Here is a 15,532-nt window from a genome sequence, read left to right on the forward strand (position 1 = left end):
ACCGGCAGGAACGTGCCGGACGATCCGAGTGTGGGGTGACGGCGGAAGCCGACGTGCACATAGTATGGCCTCAGTCACAACCAGGAGAGAGGTGGCCGGGTGAGCGGAGCTGTGTCCAGACGAACCGCCCTACGTGGGCTCGCCGTGGCCGCGGTAGCCGCCGGTGCCGCTGCCATTCCGGTGGCGTCGACGACGCGTCGGGCCTTGGCCGACGACTTTCTCCGCGGCCAGAGCCCGCTGCTGTTCCACTCACCACCGCTGACGCCGTTCCGCGACGAGTTGCCTCGGTTGCCACTGATCAGCGGAACTCAGGTGACGTTGGACGCCCACAGCTCCACCCACGCCTTCCACGCCGATCTGCGGCCCGGGCCCACCTTCGGCTACGGCGAGTGCGACTACCTCGGCCCCACCATCGAGTCGCAGCAAGGCCAGCCCTGGACGCTGAAGTACTCGAACACCACCACCGGTAATCCTCTCGCCGCCGACATCGACACCTCGCTGCACGGCATGAGCGAGATGGACCGCACGATGACGCCGACGTCACTGCACCTGCACGGCAGCATCACCGAACCGGCCAGCGACGGGCACTCCGAGATGCCGGTGCGACCGGGTGAATCGATGACACACAACTTCCCGGGGCTCAACGACGCCGCGGGGCTGTGGTACCACGACCACGCGATGTCGATGACGCGCATCAACGTCTACGCCGGCCTGCTCGGAACGAACCTGGTCCGAGATCGTTGGGACACCGGCACTTCCGACAACGCACTCGGTCTGCCGTCGGGGGAGTTCGAGCTGCCGCTGGTGCTGCAGGAAAAGATCATGAATCCCGACGGCAGCATGAGCATTCGCTCCAATATCACCGTGCCGCAGGGGAAATGGGAAGGCGGCGGCACCGGAGACGTGGGCGTCGTCAACGGCAAGATCTGGCCGACGATGGAAGTCGCCCGGGGGATGTACCGACTGCGAGTCGTCAACGCCGGTTCGTACAGCGTGTGGAACCTGTTCTTCACCAACCGACTTCGCTTCTGGGTCATAGGTAACGACGGGGGATTGCTCGACGCCCCGGTGGAAGCCACCAGTATCCGACTCGCGCCCGCCGAGCGCGCCGACATCCTCGTCGACTTCGGGGCCGTCGAACCGGGCGCACTGATCGAGTTGCTCAACGACGAGCCGCCGCCCGCCCAGGCCGCATCGCTCGGTGCGGTGCCGATGCCGCTGTTCTGCCAGTTCCGCGTCGCGTCCGCGGCTGGGTTCCGGGGCGGCATGCCGACGCTGTTGCGCGGAGGCAAGGGACAGCCGGATCTGTTGCCGCCGTTGCCGACTGCGACATTCACGCGCACTGTCACCGTCAATCAACCGTCCGGTGGGCTCAACCTGGACATGACGTTGATGAACCTGAACAACCTGAGGTACTCCGACCCGGATATCGAGATGCCCAAGCAGGGCACGGTGGAGATGTGGAACATCGTCAACACGACGGTGGAGCCGCACCCAATTCACCTGCACCTAGCGCACTTTCGGACGCTGGGACGAATCCCGATCGACCTCGCCGCATACCAACGCGACTTCCCCCGGCCCGCGTTCGGTACCCGCTGGGCTCCGCCGGTGGAGAAGTTCCTCACCGGACCGTCTGTGCCGCCTGCGGCATGGGAAGCCGGCTGGAAAGACACCGTCAACACCTACCCGGGCACCGTCACGCAGATCCTCGTCCGATTCCCGACGGCCGACGAACTCGGCTTCGACCCCGACGCCACCTTCGCCGGCCCGGCCACGCACCACGGCGGGGGAGAGCACGGTGGGCACGACATGGGTGGTTCGAGCGAGTTGCAGGGCTACATGTGGCACTGCCACATGCTCGACCACGAGGACCACGAAATGATGTTGCGGTACCGCACTGTCGCTCCCTGAACTGCGCCGCAAGAAGTTGTCGGTGGGTGGGTATAGCTTTCGTGGTGTGAAGGCATCGGGGGATGTGTCGGGGTTCGCGGACCAGGAATTGGTCTCCGCGCTCGCTGACGTGTCGTCGCACGAAAGTGCCCTCGCCGCAGCCAAATACACGGTGCTGGCGGAGATGGACCGGCGCGGTCTGGCGATGAAGCTCGGGTACTCCACCGTCACCCGGTGGTACGCGCGGTCGGTACGGATCACCGACGGGTCCGCCACCCGCCAAGTGGCATTGGGGTACTGGCTCACCGACCGGCCCAGTGTTCTCGACGCCCTCGCGACCGGTGAGATCCATGCCGCGCATGCGTTCGCGATCGCGGACGGTTACGACACCGTGGTGGTTGCCGACCCCTCCCTGGACGAGCAACACCGCGACGCCGTGGTCGCCGAACTCCTCGACACCGCTCGGCGGAGCACCGCCGGGCAGGTCGCCTCCCGTGCACAAGCACTGGCGCATTCCGCCGCTGACGACGCCAGAGCTCGACACGAGAAGGCGGAAAAGGCGGAGAAGGCGGACAAAGAACGACGCGAACGGGAACAGGCGAGCGGGGCCGTGGCGGGGGCGGACGCCAGTGACAACGCCGATGGCGCGGGTGACTCGGATGATGCGGGTGACTCGGATGATGCTGGCGGCTCAGCAGCTGGCGATGGCACGGATGCCGCGAGCACTGCTGGGCATCCGGAACCGGCTGGGCCCGAACCTGTTCCGCCGGGACCGCCGCCGGTACCGGTGTCGGAGAACCCTGGCCTGAACCGGTTCGATGTTCATCGTCTTGCGAACGGGCGCTTTCAGCTCGGTGGCAGTGTCGACCGGTTGTTGGCCGAGAAACTTCTCACCGCACTGTCGAGGTTGACCGCACCGCAACCGGGTCCGGGCGGGGAACGCGACCCGCGTAGTCCGTCCAAGCGCCGCGCCGACGCACTCGATCAGATACTCGACCGACACCTACGCGGGAGCACCCGCGAAACGGCCGGTGGTGCGCGGGCGTCGGTGCACCTGATCGTGCCGTTGCGGGATCTGCTCGCCTACGGGGCCGGCCGATCCGGCAGCGGTGACCGCGAAAGCGGTACCGGTGCCGGCGATTCCGACCGCGATGGAGCCGGAGACATCGACGCGGGTCGCAGCACCGCCGACCGCAGCAGAACCGATCGTGGTCATGGTGCCGGTAGTGATGGTTCCGGGGAGAAGTCTGCGCCCGGGCCTGCCGACGCCGACTGGCCGTTCCACTTCGACTGGACCGGACCGATGAGCCGCAACCTCGCCGAACTCATCACCTGCGACGCCGACCTGACTCCCGTCATCGTCGACCACCACGGCGTCCCCCTCGCGCTCGGTCGCACCACCAGACTCGCCACCGACGACCAACGCATCGCGCTGACCATCCGCGACACATGCTGCGTGATGTGCGGCCGCCCCGCACAGTGGTGCCAAGCCCACCACGTGAAATTCTGGGAACACGGCGGCACAACCGATCTGAACAACCTCGCCCTGGTCTGCGGCGAATGCCACCGACTCGTCCACCAAAGCGACTGGCAACTGATCATGGGTGAGGACGGGCACCCCTACGCCATCCCACCCGAATCCGTCGACCCCAGAAGACAACCCATCCCCAGCTACCACCGCCGAAAACAACGCGCGGCCTGACACGGTTCGACCGATCAGCCGCGGGGATAGAGGGCTCGATACCGGTCTCCTGCCGCGAGTTCGAGCGGCCGCGGTCTGGCAGGTGGGAATGCAGCCGCGCGGGCGACGGCTTATATTCGGCGCGTGTCACGAAGAGTCTGGTCGGTCGCGCTGGTCTGTGTGTTCTCCATGCTCGGATCAGCCAGTTGTGCGACGCCCTCCGAACCGACGCCCTCCGAACCGACGCCCTCCGAACCGACGCCCACCGACCCAAGCCCGTTTTCGTTCAGGGACGACTTCTCAGGGCCGGGAGGGGCGGCACCCAACTCGAAGGTCTGGACCGTCGACATCGGTAACGCAGAGTTCGACGGTTGGGGAAACAGTGAACTGCAGTACTACACCGACAGTGCGGACAACCTGGCGCTCGACGGCAACGGCAACCTCGCCATCACCGCCCGTCCTACGCCGGCAGGTACGGATGCACCGTGTTGGACCGGCGACGACTGCCCGTTCACGTCAGGACGAATCAACTCGATGGGGACGGTGACTCTCGATACCGGTCACGCCGAGGCGCGCATGAAAGTGCCTGCCGGACTGGGCTTGTGGCCGGCGTTCTGGATGCTGGGCGGTTCTCCTGATGCGTGGCCGGACGACGGAGAGATCGATGTCGCCGAGATCATCGGCAGTGAACTCGGCATCGTCAACGGCACGGTGCACGGCCCGGGATATTCCGACGACGGCGGAATCACCGGCGAGTACGACTCGAAGGTCGACCTGTCGGCCGAGTTTCACACCTACGCCGTAGACAAGAGCGCCGATTCGGTCACCTGGTCGCTCGATGGAACGCCGTACTTCGAGATACATCAGGAGGACTTGCCGTCCGGCGCGACCTGGGTGTTCGACCGGCCGTTCCATGTGCTGTTCGATCTCGCGGTAGGCGGAACCATGTCCGGCAATCCCGACTCGTCGACGGTGTTTCCGGCAACCCTTCTCGTGGACTACGTCTCGCTCGACGGTGTCGGCGCTTCGACTGCTGCGCGGTAGTGCGCTGCGATCTCGCCCGGGGTGGTGAACCAGACGCCGTCGCTGTTGTCGGCCATGTGCTCGAGCGCGGCGCGGAACCGTCGGAGGCGGTAGGGCTGTCCGGTCAGGAACGTGTGCACGGAGATCGCCAACACCACGGGCTGATGCGCGGAGTTTGCCTTCATTTCGTCGAAACTGTCGATGATGTTGCGCTCGAACGTCATTGCGGTCTGGTGATGGTGGACGAACACCGGTAGATCGTTCACCTCGTGCGGGTACGGGATGCTGAGCAGCGGACCTCCCCGGGTCTTCAGCCACACCGGCTGATCGTCGATGGGCCAGTCGAGGGTGTACTCGTAGCCGCGTTCGGCAAGCAGGTCTTCGGTCGCTCGGCTGGGATTGGCCCCGGGGCTCATCCAACCCCGAGGCGGTGCTCCCTCGTGCCGCTCGATGGCGGCGGTGACCTCCTCGATCGAGCGGCGCTCGACGTCCTCGTCTTGGTCGTTCGGTTGTACAGCGTTGGTTCGTCCGTGCGCGACTACCTCGGCATCGAGGGCGCGGAAGGTGTCGATCAGCTGCGGGGCGTGGTCGTACACCTCGGTATTGACGAGCAGGGTCGGGCGAATTCCGCTCTGTTGCAACGTGTCTGCGATCCGAAAGCCGCCGACTCGGTTTCCGTACTCGCGCCAGCCCCAGTTGTAGGTGTTCGGCTGATCCATCGCGGGCGTGTAACCCAACCCGGGCTCGCCGTCGTCGTACGGAAAATGCTCGCAGTTGACAGCCACGTACACCGCGAGGCGCGCCCCACCCGGCCAGTCGAACTGCACGCGATCGCCGATGGGGGAGTAGTCGAACCGACCGTGCGAGGCGAGTGGCATGGCGGGAGCATTGCCCGCAGTGGTTCTTCGCAAACTGGTGAATCAGCGCGCGTGGATCGCGGCCTCGACCACTTGTGCGATCTGCGGATTCCGCGGCTCGAAAACCTCGAACAGTCCTATGGCTGCCAGTTGCGGTGCGAGCGAGGTCAACGCGGCGATCAATTCTCGGTGGACCTCGGATCCGGGTTCGGCGTCGTCGAGCGCTCGCGCGTTCGCAACGAACGCCGCGACGGTTCCTTTGCGGATCTCGCATCCGTCGAACGAAGCCGTCTCGGCTCCGTCGGGCAAAACATCCTCGGGGCTTACCGAACGACCGACCACTTCCATCGACCTTCCGTTTTCGGGTTCACTGATTCCAGGCCAGTGTGCCCGACGTTGAGCCGATTACGGAGCGTGCTTTCGTCGGTTGGCTGCGAATCGGGCCTTCTTCTGGCGGTTACCGCAGGTGTTCATGTCGCACCACCTACGAGAACGGCTTTGACTGGTGTCGAAGAAGGCGGCCCGGCACGTCGGGGACGCGCACAGCGCCAATGTGCCGTCTCGCTCGCCGGCGATGATCCCGATGGCGTCAGCCGCGATGACACCCAAGGCGTCTTCGACGGATGACGGCGAGCTCAGTAGCCACCGTTGGTTGCCCTCGGCAGTGAGAACAGCGGCGGCCTGCCCGCGAACGCTGTGATCGTTGATGGTTCGTACGGCCGACGTGGGCAGTGTGTCGTCGACTGCAGCAGCAGTTGCGGCGAGATGAATCGCCTCCCGCAGTTCGCGTGCCTGGTCCAGTTGCGCGTCGGTGCACGTATCGACGGCGAGCCCGTTCATCGCCAACCAGTCGACGAGCCGGTGCGGCACCGGAATGCGTTCGACAGGGTCGCCGCATCGTTCCGTGAGCGTCCCGGTGAAGGCGGTCGACAGGACGTTACCGGGGCGAAAATCGGGAAACCCTTCAGGCATGGAACCATCTTAGCCGGTTGCGAAACGGGGCGGCGAAAGGTAGAACTGGCTCAGCCGGTTCACAAACCCGACAGGAGACACATGCCGCCGTACGAAAGCCTCGACGTGCGCGCCTTCGAGGCCCGCGCATCCGACACCGACCTGGAGGACCTGCGTGCCCGGTTGAGCGCTGCGCGTTTGCCGGAAGCCGAGACGGTGGCCTCCACCGAGGCCGGCCGTCAGCGGTGGGTTCAGGGCGTTCCACTTGCCGACCTGGAGGAGGTGGTTGGCTATTGGCGCACGGGGTACGACTGGCGGAAATTCGAGGCGCGCCTCGACGGGATCGGTCAGTTTCGGGCGGTCATCGACGGCCTGGGGATTCACTTTCTGCACCGCCGATCCGACCGCGCAGATGCCACTCCGCTGATCATGAGTCACGGTTGGCCAGGCAGCGTCGCCGAATTCGTCGACGTGATCGACGCTCTGGCGAATCCCGAAGACTCGAGCGCGCCGGCGTTCCATGTCGTGGTCCCCTCGCTGCCGGGGTTCGGCTACAGCGACAAACCGTCCACCACCGGATGGGGAACCGAAAAGATCGCGGCCGCGTGGGTCGAGTTGATGCGAAAGTTGGGTTACAACAAGTTCTTGGCCCACGGTGGTGACTGGGGAGGCGTGATCACCACCATCCTCGGAGGCCGCTTCCCGGAGCACGTCCTCGGCATCCATACGACGCTCGCGCAGGCTCCGCCCGGGTTGAGCACGGAAGGCTTGACGGCCGATGAGCGCCGATGGACGGAGGAGACCGGCGATTTCTGGCACCATCGCTCGGCGTACGCGAAGCAGCAGGCGACCCGTCCACAAACGATCGGATATTCCCTCGTCGACTCCCCGGTCGGTTTGCTCGCCTGGATCCTCGACAAATTCGCGGAATGGACCGACACCGAGGACAGTCCCTTCGAGACGATCTCCAGGGATCGAATCCTCGACAACGTCACCCTCTACTGGCTGACGCGAACCGGAGCCTCGTCGGCTCGGATCTACTACGAGAGCCACAACTCCCTCGATCCGGATCTTCGGGTGGATGTGCCTGCAGCGATCACCACTTATCCGCGCGATATCGAGAAATACCCTCGGGCGTGGGCTCAGGAACGCTTTCGGCACATCGTCCGCTGGAGGGCGCCGACGTCGGGCGGACATTTTCCGTCGCTGGAAAATTCCGACTACTTCGCCAGAGATGTACAGGCGGGGCTCGCTGCTGTGCTGGCGGCGACCGGCACACGTTGATCGCTGGATTACCCACCCAGCTGGTGCGTGCTGATGGTGTCCCAGGTGTAGATCCCAGCGGTGGAGTCCTGGTGGACCGCGAGGAGTCGCACCTCGGAGATGTTCATCCGCACCGTCCGGCGACGGTCATCCCGGGCATCGAGTCCCGCGAGTTCGGCGATCAACGGTTCCGAATCGGAGTCGGCTGTGCCGTAGCCCAGGGAGATATGGGGTGCGTGGGGTTCGGGCGGCATCGCTGCGTCACCGAGAGCCGTTGCCGCGCAGGCGCGTACCGACCGTACGAGGCTGTCCCATTGCTGGCTGCGGCTTCCTTCGTATCCGACCGAATACTCGGATACATAAGGGCCGGTCATGTCGACTGTGAACGGAGCCAGGGCCGCTGACGCCTCGTCCAGGAGTTCGCGCAGAGCGCGCACGGTGTCGGCGCGGACGGTGTCGAGAAAGGCGGGGATTCGAGTGACTGTGGCGTGCAGAAACTCCGTCGGCTGAACCGAGCACACACCGGTTGCGCGAATTGCGTCCTGAATCGGGGTGAGAACACTGCCGTCGATCCGCGGAAGTGCGTAGACATGGAGCGCGTTGCGCTCGTGCGGCCACGCGGTCATCGGTAGATCGAACAGACTCTTCATCGGTGAGTTCCCTGGGGCATGGACGTCAGTATCCAGGGGTCGAGTGAACAGCCGTCAGGGCAGCCGGCGTGCCTGAGCTCGGGCGTAGTCCTCGGGGTGGTTCTTCTTCTGATTCACCCGCACGGGGTACAGCAGCAGCCAGAAGGCGAAGAAGCACACCGCGCGGATCAGTACCCACACGAACCACAACGGCCACACGACGATCAGGCCCACTTGGAGTAACTGTTTCAGCACTACAGGCGTGCCGTTCGCCAGCGCCAGCCAGCGCAGCGGGTTCAGTTTTCGGGCGAAGCGTTTCGGCTCGGAGTACGGCTCGTCGGGGCCGATGCTCAGTGGGGACACAGAGCCGTTTTCGGGCACAGACATGGGCGGACCTGTCTCACGGTGGTCGGAGCGTCGAAGCTCCGACCACCGTGCTCGGCGACGAATTACGGTGTGATGACGGTCTGTTCGTCGACCTGGGTAGTGGCGTCGACGAGCAGGTCGAACTGGTCGATGCTGCCGTCGACGTTGATCTGCAGGATGTAGAAGCCGTCCTGTCCGGTGATGATCGCTGTCTTCTGAGCCGACACCACCTCGGCACCGGTTTCGTCGGTGTACGTGCCGGCGATTTGGTAGGCCGGGAATCCCGACAGGGTCGACACGCTGCCTTCGCCGGATTCGGTGAATCCGGGGAGGTTCTTCAATTCGCCTGGGGCGTAATCGATGATGGCCTGTGGGTCGACGTCGCCCTCGAGCTTGGAGACGATGGCGATCATGCTCGGCGTGCGTTCGTCGGCGGCGACTTCGGGGTAGATGATCGCACCGTAGGCCCAGTCCGGGGTTTGCTCGGCCGCGTCGACCCAGCCGTCCGGGATGGCCAGGTTGATGGTGGGCGCGGTGGGATCATCACGGGTGACGGGGATTTCGGTCAGGCCCGCGTCGACGATGTAGTCGGCGATGGTGGGGTTGGGGCCCGCGGGGGCCTCCGAGGTGGTGGCCGGTGCCAGCTTCTTGACCGTGGTGGTGGCTGCTGCCTCGGTCGTAGTAGTCGTCGTCGTTGTGGCCGCCGAAGTCGTGGCCGTCGCGGTGTCGGAGTTGCTGCTGCATCCGGCGGCGGTGAACCCGAGTACCACTATGGCAGCGCATGCCGCCCCACGAACACCAACAGTAGAGATTCTCATCGGGCCTCTTTCGATTTTTCGGATACAGCATTCATGTGGGCACAGCAGGGGTTGAACCGACCGGATCGTAGAACCCGGAGATTGGAAATGGATTGGAAAGTGGCGCGCACCTTCCAATCCATTTCCAATCCTCGGTGGTTAGCGTCTGCATCCATGAGGTCAGCAGTGAGGACGTTCGCGGTGGTCGGGGTAGTCGCGTTGGCATTGTCCGCGTGTGGCGGTTCGGAGGAATCTAGCAGCAGCGCAACGGAATCGACGCCGCAACCCCTCGCGGGCGACGCGTCCGCAACGGCCGGAATCGTGGGCGATGCCTCCGATCCGGTGAACGAGATCGTCGCTGCCGCCATCGACGATCTGCAGACGTATTGGGCCGAGCAATTTCCCGCTGTGTACGGCAGCGAGTACTCACCCGTCAGCGGCGGCTTCTATGCGGTGGTGCCGTCGTCCGGGGACTTGCCGCCGTGTGCGTCGTCGGCAGACGACATCGCGGGCAACGCCTTCTACTGCCCGACTGCGGACGTAGTGGCCTGGGACAGTGAGGGTTTGCTTCCTGATCTTCGACAACGGTTCGGTGACTTCGTGATTCCCGTGGTGATGGCCCACGAGTGGGGGCACGCGATCCAGGCCCGAGCCAATTTCGAGGGCATGACCGTGACGAGCGAAATCCAGGCGGACTGTTTCGCCGGGGCGTGGGCGGCACATGCGGTGTCCGACGCGACCGCGTTCGATCCGTCCCAGGCCGAACTCGACAGTGCGCTGGCAGGGTTCCTGTATCTGCGTGACGAGCCGGGGAGTTCGGCCGAGAGTGCGTCCGCGCACGGCAGTGGCTTCGACCGCGTCAGTTCGTTCCAGACCGGGTTCGACGGTGGCCCGATGGACTGCAAGCCGTACGTCGACGGCTCGCCTCCCGTCCTGCAGTTGCCGTTCACCAGCCAGTCCGACGCCGACCGGGGCGGCGACGCTCCGCTCGAGCAGATCATCGACGGTGTTCCGAAAGATCTCGAGGACTACTGGAGTGCGCTCTTCCCGGAGTTGACGGGGCGGCCGTGGGAACCGCTGAAACCGGTCGTTGCGTTCGACCCGTCCGATGCGCCCGATTGCGGCGGTCAGTCCGCCTCCGGGTACGTGTTGTTCTACTGCGTGCCCGACGACTACGTGGGGTTCGACGCCGTCGATGCGATGCCGCGGTTCTACGAGCAGGGTGGGGATTTCGCCGTCGCGGCGCTCATCGCCACGCAGTATGGGTTGGCGGGGATGGCCCACGCCGGGATCGACGCCGACAATCAGGACACGTCGTTGCAGGGCGATTGCTTCGCGGGTAGTTGGGCGGCCAGCGTGTTGCTGCAGAACCGTCCCACCAGTGGATACTCCTTGTCTCCCGGGGATCTGGACGAGGCGATCGCGGCGCTGCTGCTCTTCCGGGGCGACGGTGACGAGTCGCGTCAGGGCAGTGGGTTCCTGCGTGTGGAAGCGTTCCGGCACGGCGTCATGGACGGGGCGCAGGCCTGCATCTAGCAATCCAGGGCAACTTAAAGTCAGGCTGGACTGTTTGTTGATTTGACGCTACTGTCCCATGCGTGACTACCGACACAGGGCTCGACGGCGCCGGGTCGACCGAGCGCCGAACGCAGGCCGAACGCACCGCAGGAACACGGGCGAAGCTGCTCGACGCCGCGATCGACTGCCTCGTGGAACTGGGCTTCGCCAAGACCAGCACCCAGGAGATCGCGCGGCGCGCCGGCGTATCGCGAGGCGCGCAGTTGCATCACTTCCCCACCAAGGAGTCGTTGCTGATATCGGCCGTCGAGCATCTGGTCGATCGCCGCCTCTCGGAGATCCTCGAAGCCGAACCGGATCCCGAACGCGGACCCGAGATCCTCGTCGACGCATTCTCCGGGCCCCTCTTCTACGCCGCCCTCGAACTGTGGGTGGCGGCCCGCACCGATCCGGCGTTGCACAAGGCCATGATTCCCCTCGAACGTCGCGTCGCCGAGGCCATTCAGAGCGGTGCTCAGATCGTCATGGGTAGCCGAATGTCTCCGGAATCGATCGAACTCAGTGTCGAACTTGCCCGCGGTCTGGCCGTCTCGGCACTGTTCCGCACTCCCGAAGCCGACGCGCAACTGCGCGACCGGCTCCTTCCCATCTGGTCCGAAAAGGTGATGACATCATGAGTCTCGAAGCGCGCGTGGACATCCTCGTCGTCGGAGCCGGTTTCGCAGGCCTCGCCGCGGTGGCGAAAATCCTCGCCGACGACCCGGCAGCCGATGTCACCGTCATCGAACGAGCCTCGGATGTGGGCGGAACGTGGCGCGACAACACCTATCCCGGTTGTGCGTGCGATGTGCCGACGTCGCTGTACTCGTTCTCGTTCGCTCCGAGCCCCAAGTGGAGTCACACCTTCGCGCGGCAGCCGGAATTGTTCGACTACCTGCGTTCGGTGGTCGATCGTTTGAACCTGCAGGACCGAATCGTCACGAACTGCGAATTGCAGTCGGCCACCTGGGACGAGACGAACAAGCGGTGGACGGTGCAGACGTCGCAGGGACCGACGAGCGTACGGGTGCTGGTCGCCGCCACCGGGGCGCTTTCTACTCCGAAGATCCCGAATGTGCCCGGCATCGACGCGTTCGCCGGCACCGTGTTTCATTCCGCGACATGGAATCACGAGCACGATCTCACCGGCGAGCGCGTCGCCGTCATCGGTACGGGAGCGTCTGCGGTGCAGTTCGTCCCCGAGATCGTCGACCGCACCGAACGGCTCACCGTCTTCCAACGCACCCCCGCGTGGGTCATTCCGCGGCTCGACCGCACCATCGGCCGGCTCGAGCGCACGCTCTACGAGCGAATCCCGTTGGCCCACCGAGCAGTGCGTGGTGTGATCTACGGTTACCGGGAGGCCTACGTGACGGTGTTGGCGGACAACCCGTGGATGCTGCCCGCGGTGAAGATGTTCGCGAAGTCGAATCTGAAGCGTCAGGTGAAGAACCCCGAAAAGCGTGCGGCTCTGACCCCCGACTACGCGCCCGGCTGCAAAAGGCTTCTGCTGTCCAACGATTGGCTACCGACGCTGGACCGACCGGACGTCGATCTGGTGACGTCGGGCCTGACATCGGTGACCGAGAACGGCGTGGTCGACGCCTCGGGTCGCAACCACGAGGTGGACACCATCATCTTTGCGACGGGGTTCACGCCAACCGAGCCTCCGGTGTCACATCTGTTGCGCGGCAGCGACGGTCGCACGCTCGCGCAGCACTGGGGCGGCAGCCCGCAGGCGCATCTCGGGACCACCGTCGCCGGCTTCCCGAACCTGTTCCTGATGTACGGCCCCAACACCAACCTCGGGCACAGTTCCATCGTCTACATGCTCGAGTCGCAGGCCAACTATGTGGTGTCTGCTTTGAATGAGATGAAGGACCGCACGGTCGTGGCCGTCGAGGTCAACGAATCCGCTCAGCGGCAGCACAATTCGTGGGTCGACTCAGCGCTCGACGGCACCGTGTGGAACGCCGGTGGCTGCTCGAGCTGGTACCTCGACGCCAACGGCCGTAACTCCACGATGTGGCCCACGTACACATTCCGGTTCCGCAACAAGACACGCAAGTTCGACGTCTCGAACTATCGGCTCGTCTCCGACAGTCTCGAACCAGACGCTCTCGAATCAGACAACGAGGTGGTATCCGCATGAGCGACTACGACGTTTTGATCATCGGTTCCGGTTTCGGCGGCAGCGTTGCTGCGCTGCGGGCCGTAGAGAAGGGCTACCGGGTTGCCGTGCTCGAATCCGGTCGCCGGTTCGAGGACGACGAGCTGCCCAAGACCAGCTGGCGTTTGCGCAAGTACCTGTGGGCTCCGGCTCTGGGTTGCTATGGCGTGCAACGCATTCACCTGTTACCCGATGTGCTGGTGATGGCGGGAGCGGGCGTCGGCGGAGGCTCGCTGAACTACGCGAACACGTTGTACCAGCCACCGGCGAAGTTCTTCGAGGACCCGCAGTGGGCCGGCATCACCGACTGGCAGCGCGAGTTGAATCCGTACTACGACCAGGCCCGCCGGATGCTCGGCGTCGAGACCAATCCCACCATCACCGCCTCGGACAAGGTGATGAAGGAAGTGGCCGAGGACATGGGCGTCGGTGACACGTTCACTTCGACCCCGGTGGGCGTCTACTTCGGCGATCGCGGCCGGACCGCGCCCGACCCGTTCTTCGGTGGCGCAGGCCCCGAGCGTACCGGTTGCACCGAATGCGGAGCGTGCATGACCGGCTGTCGCGTCGGTGCGAAGAACACACTCGTCAAGAACTACCTGTATCTCGCCGAACATGCTGGCGCGCAGGTTCTTCCGCTGACCACCGTGGTGGACGTGCGGCCGAACGGCTCGGGTTACGACGTGGTGACGCGTCGGACCGGTGGAAAGTTGCGGCGCGGAGAGAAGACGATCACGGCCGACCAGGTGATCTTCTCGGCCGGTACTTACGGCACCCAGAAGCTGATGCTCGCGGCCAAGGAGAAGGGCTCGCTGCCGAGACTGTCCGAGCGGATCGGATCGCTGGTGCGTACCAACTCCGAGGCGGTGCTCGCAGCCACCGCCCGCGGCCGCGAGGTGGATTACCACGAGGGTGTGGCGATCACGTCGTCGTTCCACCCGGACGACCACACGCACATCGAGCCGGTGCGTTACGGCAAGGGCAGCAATGCAATCGGACTGTTGCAGACCGTGCTGAGCGACGGCGGTGGCAAGATGCCGCGCGTACTCAAGACCCTCGGCGTCGCGCTGCGTCATCCCGGTGCCGCGGTTCGGAGCCTGTCGGTGCATCGGTGGTCGGAGCGAACCGTCATCGCGTTGGTGATGCAGACCGACGACAACTCGCTCGAGCTCGGATCCAAGAAGGGCCCGTTCGGGCGTCGCCTCACCAGCAGGCCGGGTGCGGGTGATCCTCCACCGCAGTGGATCCCGCAGGGGCACGAAGCAATTCGTCTGCTGGCAGACAAGATCGGTGGCGACCCGGGCGGGTCGATCGCCGAGATCGTGAACATTCCGATGACCGCGCACTTCCTCGGCGGCTGCGCCATCGGCGATTCGCCGCAGAAGGGTGTGATCGACGGCTACCAGCGGGTCTACGGCTACGAGGGGCTGCATGTGCTCGACGGTTCCGCCGTCAGCGCCAACCTCGGAGTCAACCCGTCCCTGACGATCACCGCCCAGGCTGAGCGGGCAATGGCGTTGTGGCCCAACAAGGGTGAGCCCGACAAGCGTCCCGCGGTGGGCAGCGAGTACCAGGAGGTTGCGCCCACGCAGCCGGTCCGTCCGGTCGTTCCGGTCTCAGCACCGGGTGCATTGCGTCTTCCGCTGACAGTCGTGGGGAGGGATTCCTGATGTGGAGTGTCGCCGAATCGGAGACCGAGCGCACCGAGTGGCCCGTCAGTCCTGCGGCTCCGTGGCCGGCGAACGTGCGTGCCACGATCTGGTGGCATCGCGCCCGTTCTTCGGATTTCACGCCGTCCGGTGCCAAGACGTTGCCGATCACGATGTGCATGGTCGTCGACTATGTGACGTCACCGGTAGGCCCGTACCGGGAAATTCTGGCGAGTCCGGCTCTGCGTCGGGACGTCGGGAAGATCCCTCGGATGGCGGTGCCGTTCATCGCCGTCGACTCGGCGACGTCGGTACACGGCGGCCGGACCAACTGGCACCTGCCGAAGGTGCTCGCCGAGTTCGACGGCGACGTGCTGGGCGTCGCCGGGGTGAGCAGCGGTGAGTGGTCGGTGCGGACGAACTCCCGCGCCGTCGGACCGACGTTCCCCCTGATCGGATCGATCGGGTTCGCGCAGCCGGTGCCCGGCGGCTCGGCCGTTGCCACCGCAAGCCTGAAGGGCAAGGCCAGGTTGGCCCGCGTCGAGGTGGATGCGAAGGGCCCGACGCTGAGTCGTTGGATGCCGTCGGGCACGTTTTTCGGGTTGCAGATCGTATCGGGGTCGATGCGGACGGGTGAAGCGCGCCTGGTCGGGTAGCCGCGAACCGCTTTTCTTGACTTAGTCCAGATTAGGGGCATAC

General features: G+C 65.1%; 15 protein-coding genes. 9 read left to right on the forward strand and 6 right to left on the reverse strand.

Annotation, left to right across the window (positions count from 1 at the left end; translation table 11 throughout):
* Positions 1–99 precede the first annotated feature (99 nt).
* The 3 genes from ACNEOT_RS05010 (at position 100) to ACNEOT_RS05020 (ending at position 4,615) form a co-directional block, all read left to right on the forward strand.
* A complete protein-coding gene (locus ACNEOT_RS05010) occupies positions 100–1,911 on the forward strand; it encodes a multicopper oxidase family protein (RefSeq protein WP_415972628.1) in 1,812 nt (603 codons plus the stop codon).
* A gap of 46 nt (positions 1,912–1,957) precedes the next feature.
* Positions 1,958–3,592, forward strand: coding sequence for a DUF222 domain-containing protein (locus ACNEOT_RS05015; RefSeq protein ID WP_415972630.1), 1,635 nt, complete (start codon positions 1,958–1,960; stop codon positions 3,590–3,592).
* Positions 3,593–3,715: 123 nt separating this feature from the next.
* Positions 3,716–4,615: a family 16 glycosylhydrolase gene (locus ACNEOT_RS05020; protein ID WP_415972631.1), complete on the forward strand. Its 900-nt coding sequence runs from the start codon at positions 3,716–3,718 to the stop codon at positions 4,613–4,615.
* Here the strand turns inward: ACNEOT_RS05020 and ACNEOT_RS05025 are convergent.
* The 3 genes from ACNEOT_RS05025 to ACNEOT_RS05035 are packed head-to-tail and all read right to left on the reverse strand — an operon-like array spanning position 4,570 to position 6,423.
* Positions 4,570–5,472, reverse strand: a complete 903-nt coding sequence (locus tag ACNEOT_RS05025; RefSeq protein ID WP_415972632.1) for a polysaccharide deacetylase family protein — start codon at positions 5,470–5,472, stop codon at positions 4,570–4,572. The two genes, ACNEOT_RS05020 and ACNEOT_RS05025, sit on opposite strands and share 46 nt — an antisense overlap.
* A 42-nt stretch (positions 5,473–5,514) precedes the next feature.
* Positions 5,515–5,799 carry a hypothetical protein gene (locus tag ACNEOT_RS05030; RefSeq protein WP_415972634.1) on the reverse strand — a complete coding sequence of 95 codons (285 nt, stop codon included), beginning with the start codon at positions 5,797–5,799 and terminating at the stop codon, positions 5,515–5,517.
* A gap of 57 nt (positions 5,800–5,856) precedes the next feature.
* The gene (locus ACNEOT_RS05035) at positions 5,857–6,423 is read right to left on the reverse strand and encodes a CGNR zinc finger domain-containing protein (protein ID WP_415972636.1); all 567 of its coding nucleotides are present in this window, start codon (positions 6,421–6,423) and stop codon (positions 5,857–5,859) included.
* Positions 6,424–6,504: 81 nt separating this feature from the next.
* On the opposite strand from ACNEOT_RS05035, the gene ACNEOT_RS05040 reads away from it, so the two are divergent.
* Positions 6,505–7,686 (forward strand): epoxide hydrolase family protein, encoded by a 1,182-nt coding sequence (locus tag ACNEOT_RS05040; RefSeq protein ID WP_415972638.1) that lies wholly within the window; start codon positions 6,505–6,507, stop codon positions 7,684–7,686.
* 8 nt (positions 7,687–7,694) lie between these two features.
* Here ACNEOT_RS05040 and ACNEOT_RS05045 read toward each other — a convergent pair whose 3' ends face one another.
* The 3 genes from ACNEOT_RS05045 to ACNEOT_RS05055 form a co-directional block, all read right to left on the reverse strand.
* Positions 7,695–8,315 carry a 2'-5' RNA ligase family protein gene (locus ACNEOT_RS05045; protein ID WP_415972640.1) on the reverse strand — a complete coding sequence of 207 codons (621 nt, stop codon included), beginning with the start codon at positions 8,313–8,315 and terminating at the stop codon, positions 7,695–7,697.
* 54 nt (positions 8,316–8,369) lie between these two features.
* A complete protein-coding gene (locus ACNEOT_RS05050; protein ID WP_415972642.1) occupies positions 8,370–8,681 on the reverse strand; it encodes a hypothetical protein in 312 nt (103 codons plus the stop codon).
* 62 nt (positions 8,682–8,743) lie between these two features.
* Positions 8,744–9,478, reverse strand: coding sequence for an LpqN/LpqT family lipoprotein (locus tag ACNEOT_RS05055; RefSeq protein WP_415972644.1), 735 nt, complete (start codon positions 9,476–9,478; stop codon positions 8,744–8,746).
* A gap of 153 nt (positions 9,479–9,631) precedes the next feature.
* Here ACNEOT_RS05055 and ACNEOT_RS05060 point away from each other — a divergent pair, with 153 nt between their 5' ends.
* The 5 genes from ACNEOT_RS05060 to ACNEOT_RS05080 all read left to right on the forward strand — a co-directional run bounded on the left by ACNEOT_RS05060 (position 9,632) and on the right by ACNEOT_RS05080 (position 15,489).
* Positions 9,632–10,993 carry a neutral zinc metallopeptidase gene (locus tag ACNEOT_RS05060; protein ID WP_415972645.1) on the forward strand — a complete coding sequence of 454 codons (1,362 nt, stop codon included), beginning with the start codon at positions 9,632–9,634 and terminating at the stop codon, positions 10,991–10,993.
* Positions 10,994–11,055: 62 nt separating this feature from the next.
* A complete protein-coding gene (locus ACNEOT_RS05065) occupies positions 11,056–11,652 on the forward strand; it encodes a TetR/AcrR family transcriptional regulator (RefSeq protein ID WP_415972647.1) in 597 nt (198 codons plus the stop codon).
* Positions 11,649–13,166, forward strand: coding sequence for a flavin-containing monooxygenase (locus tag ACNEOT_RS05070; protein ID WP_415972649.1), 1,518 nt, complete (start codon positions 11,649–11,651; stop codon positions 13,164–13,166). The genes ACNEOT_RS05065 and ACNEOT_RS05070 overlap by 4 nt, the downstream gene beginning before the upstream one ends.
* Entirely contained in the window at positions 13,163–14,854 is a 1,692-nt protein-coding gene (locus ACNEOT_RS05075) for a GMC oxidoreductase (RefSeq protein WP_415972651.1), read from the forward strand. The genes ACNEOT_RS05070 and ACNEOT_RS05075 overlap by 4 nt, the downstream gene beginning before the upstream one ends.
* Complete coding sequence (locus tag ACNEOT_RS05080) at positions 14,854–15,489, forward strand: acetoacetate decarboxylase family protein (RefSeq protein ID WP_415972653.1); 636 nt, start codon at positions 14,854–14,856, stop codon at positions 15,487–15,489. The genes ACNEOT_RS05075 and ACNEOT_RS05080 overlap by 1 nt, the downstream gene beginning before the upstream one ends.
* The last annotated feature ends 43 nt before the right edge of the window (positions 15,490–15,532 follow it).

This window comes from Rhodococcus sp. 077-4, from assembly GCF_047782425.1.
In the GTDB taxonomy this organism is placed as follows: Bacteria; Actinomycetota; Actinomycetes; order Mycobacteriales; family Mycobacteriaceae; genus Rhodococcoides.

Excerpts from the sequence above, each read along its gene's own strand:
- ACNEOT_RS05025 (WP_415972632.1), bottom strand. The coding sequence starts at position 5,472 with ATGCCACTCGCCTCGCACGGTCGGTTCGACTACTCCCCCATCGGCGAT.
- ACNEOT_RS05030 (WP_415972634.1), bottom strand. The coding sequence starts at position 5,799 with ATGGAAGTGGTCGGTCGTTCGGTAAGCCCCGAGGATGTTTTGCCCGAC.
- ACNEOT_RS05035 (WP_415972636.1), bottom strand. The coding sequence starts at position 6,423 with ATGCCTGAAGGGTTTCCCGATTTTCGCCCCGGTAACGTCCTGTCGACC.
- ACNEOT_RS05040 (WP_415972638.1), top strand. The coding sequence starts at position 6,505 with ATGCCGCCGTACGAAAGCCTCGACGTGCGCGCCTTCGAGGCCCGCGCA.
- ACNEOT_RS05045 (WP_415972640.1), bottom strand. The coding sequence starts at position 8,315 with ATGAAGAGTCTGTTCGATCTACCGATGACCGCGTGGCCGCACGAGCGC.
- ACNEOT_RS05050 (WP_415972642.1), bottom strand. The coding sequence starts at position 8,681 with ATGTCTGTGCCCGAAAACGGCTCTGTGTCCCCACTGAGCATCGGCCCC.
- ACNEOT_RS05055 (WP_415972644.1), bottom strand. The coding sequence starts at position 9,478 with ATGAGAATCTCTACTGTTGGTGTTCGTGGGGCGGCATGCGCTGCCATA.
- ACNEOT_RS05060 (WP_415972645.1), top strand. The coding sequence starts at position 9,632 with ATGAGGTCAGCAGTGAGGACGTTCGCGGTGGTCGGGGTAGTCGCGTTG.
- ACNEOT_RS05070 (WP_415972649.1), top strand. The coding sequence starts at position 11,649 with ATGAGTCTCGAAGCGCGCGTGGACATCCTCGTCGTCGGAGCCGGTTTC.
- ACNEOT_RS05075 (WP_415972651.1), top strand. The coding sequence starts at position 13,163 with ATGAGCGACTACGACGTTTTGATCATCGGTTCCGGTTTCGGCGGCAGC.
- ACNEOT_RS05080 (WP_415972653.1), top strand. The coding sequence starts at position 14,854 with ATGTGGAGTGTCGCCGAATCGGAGACCGAGCGCACCGAGTGGCCCGTC.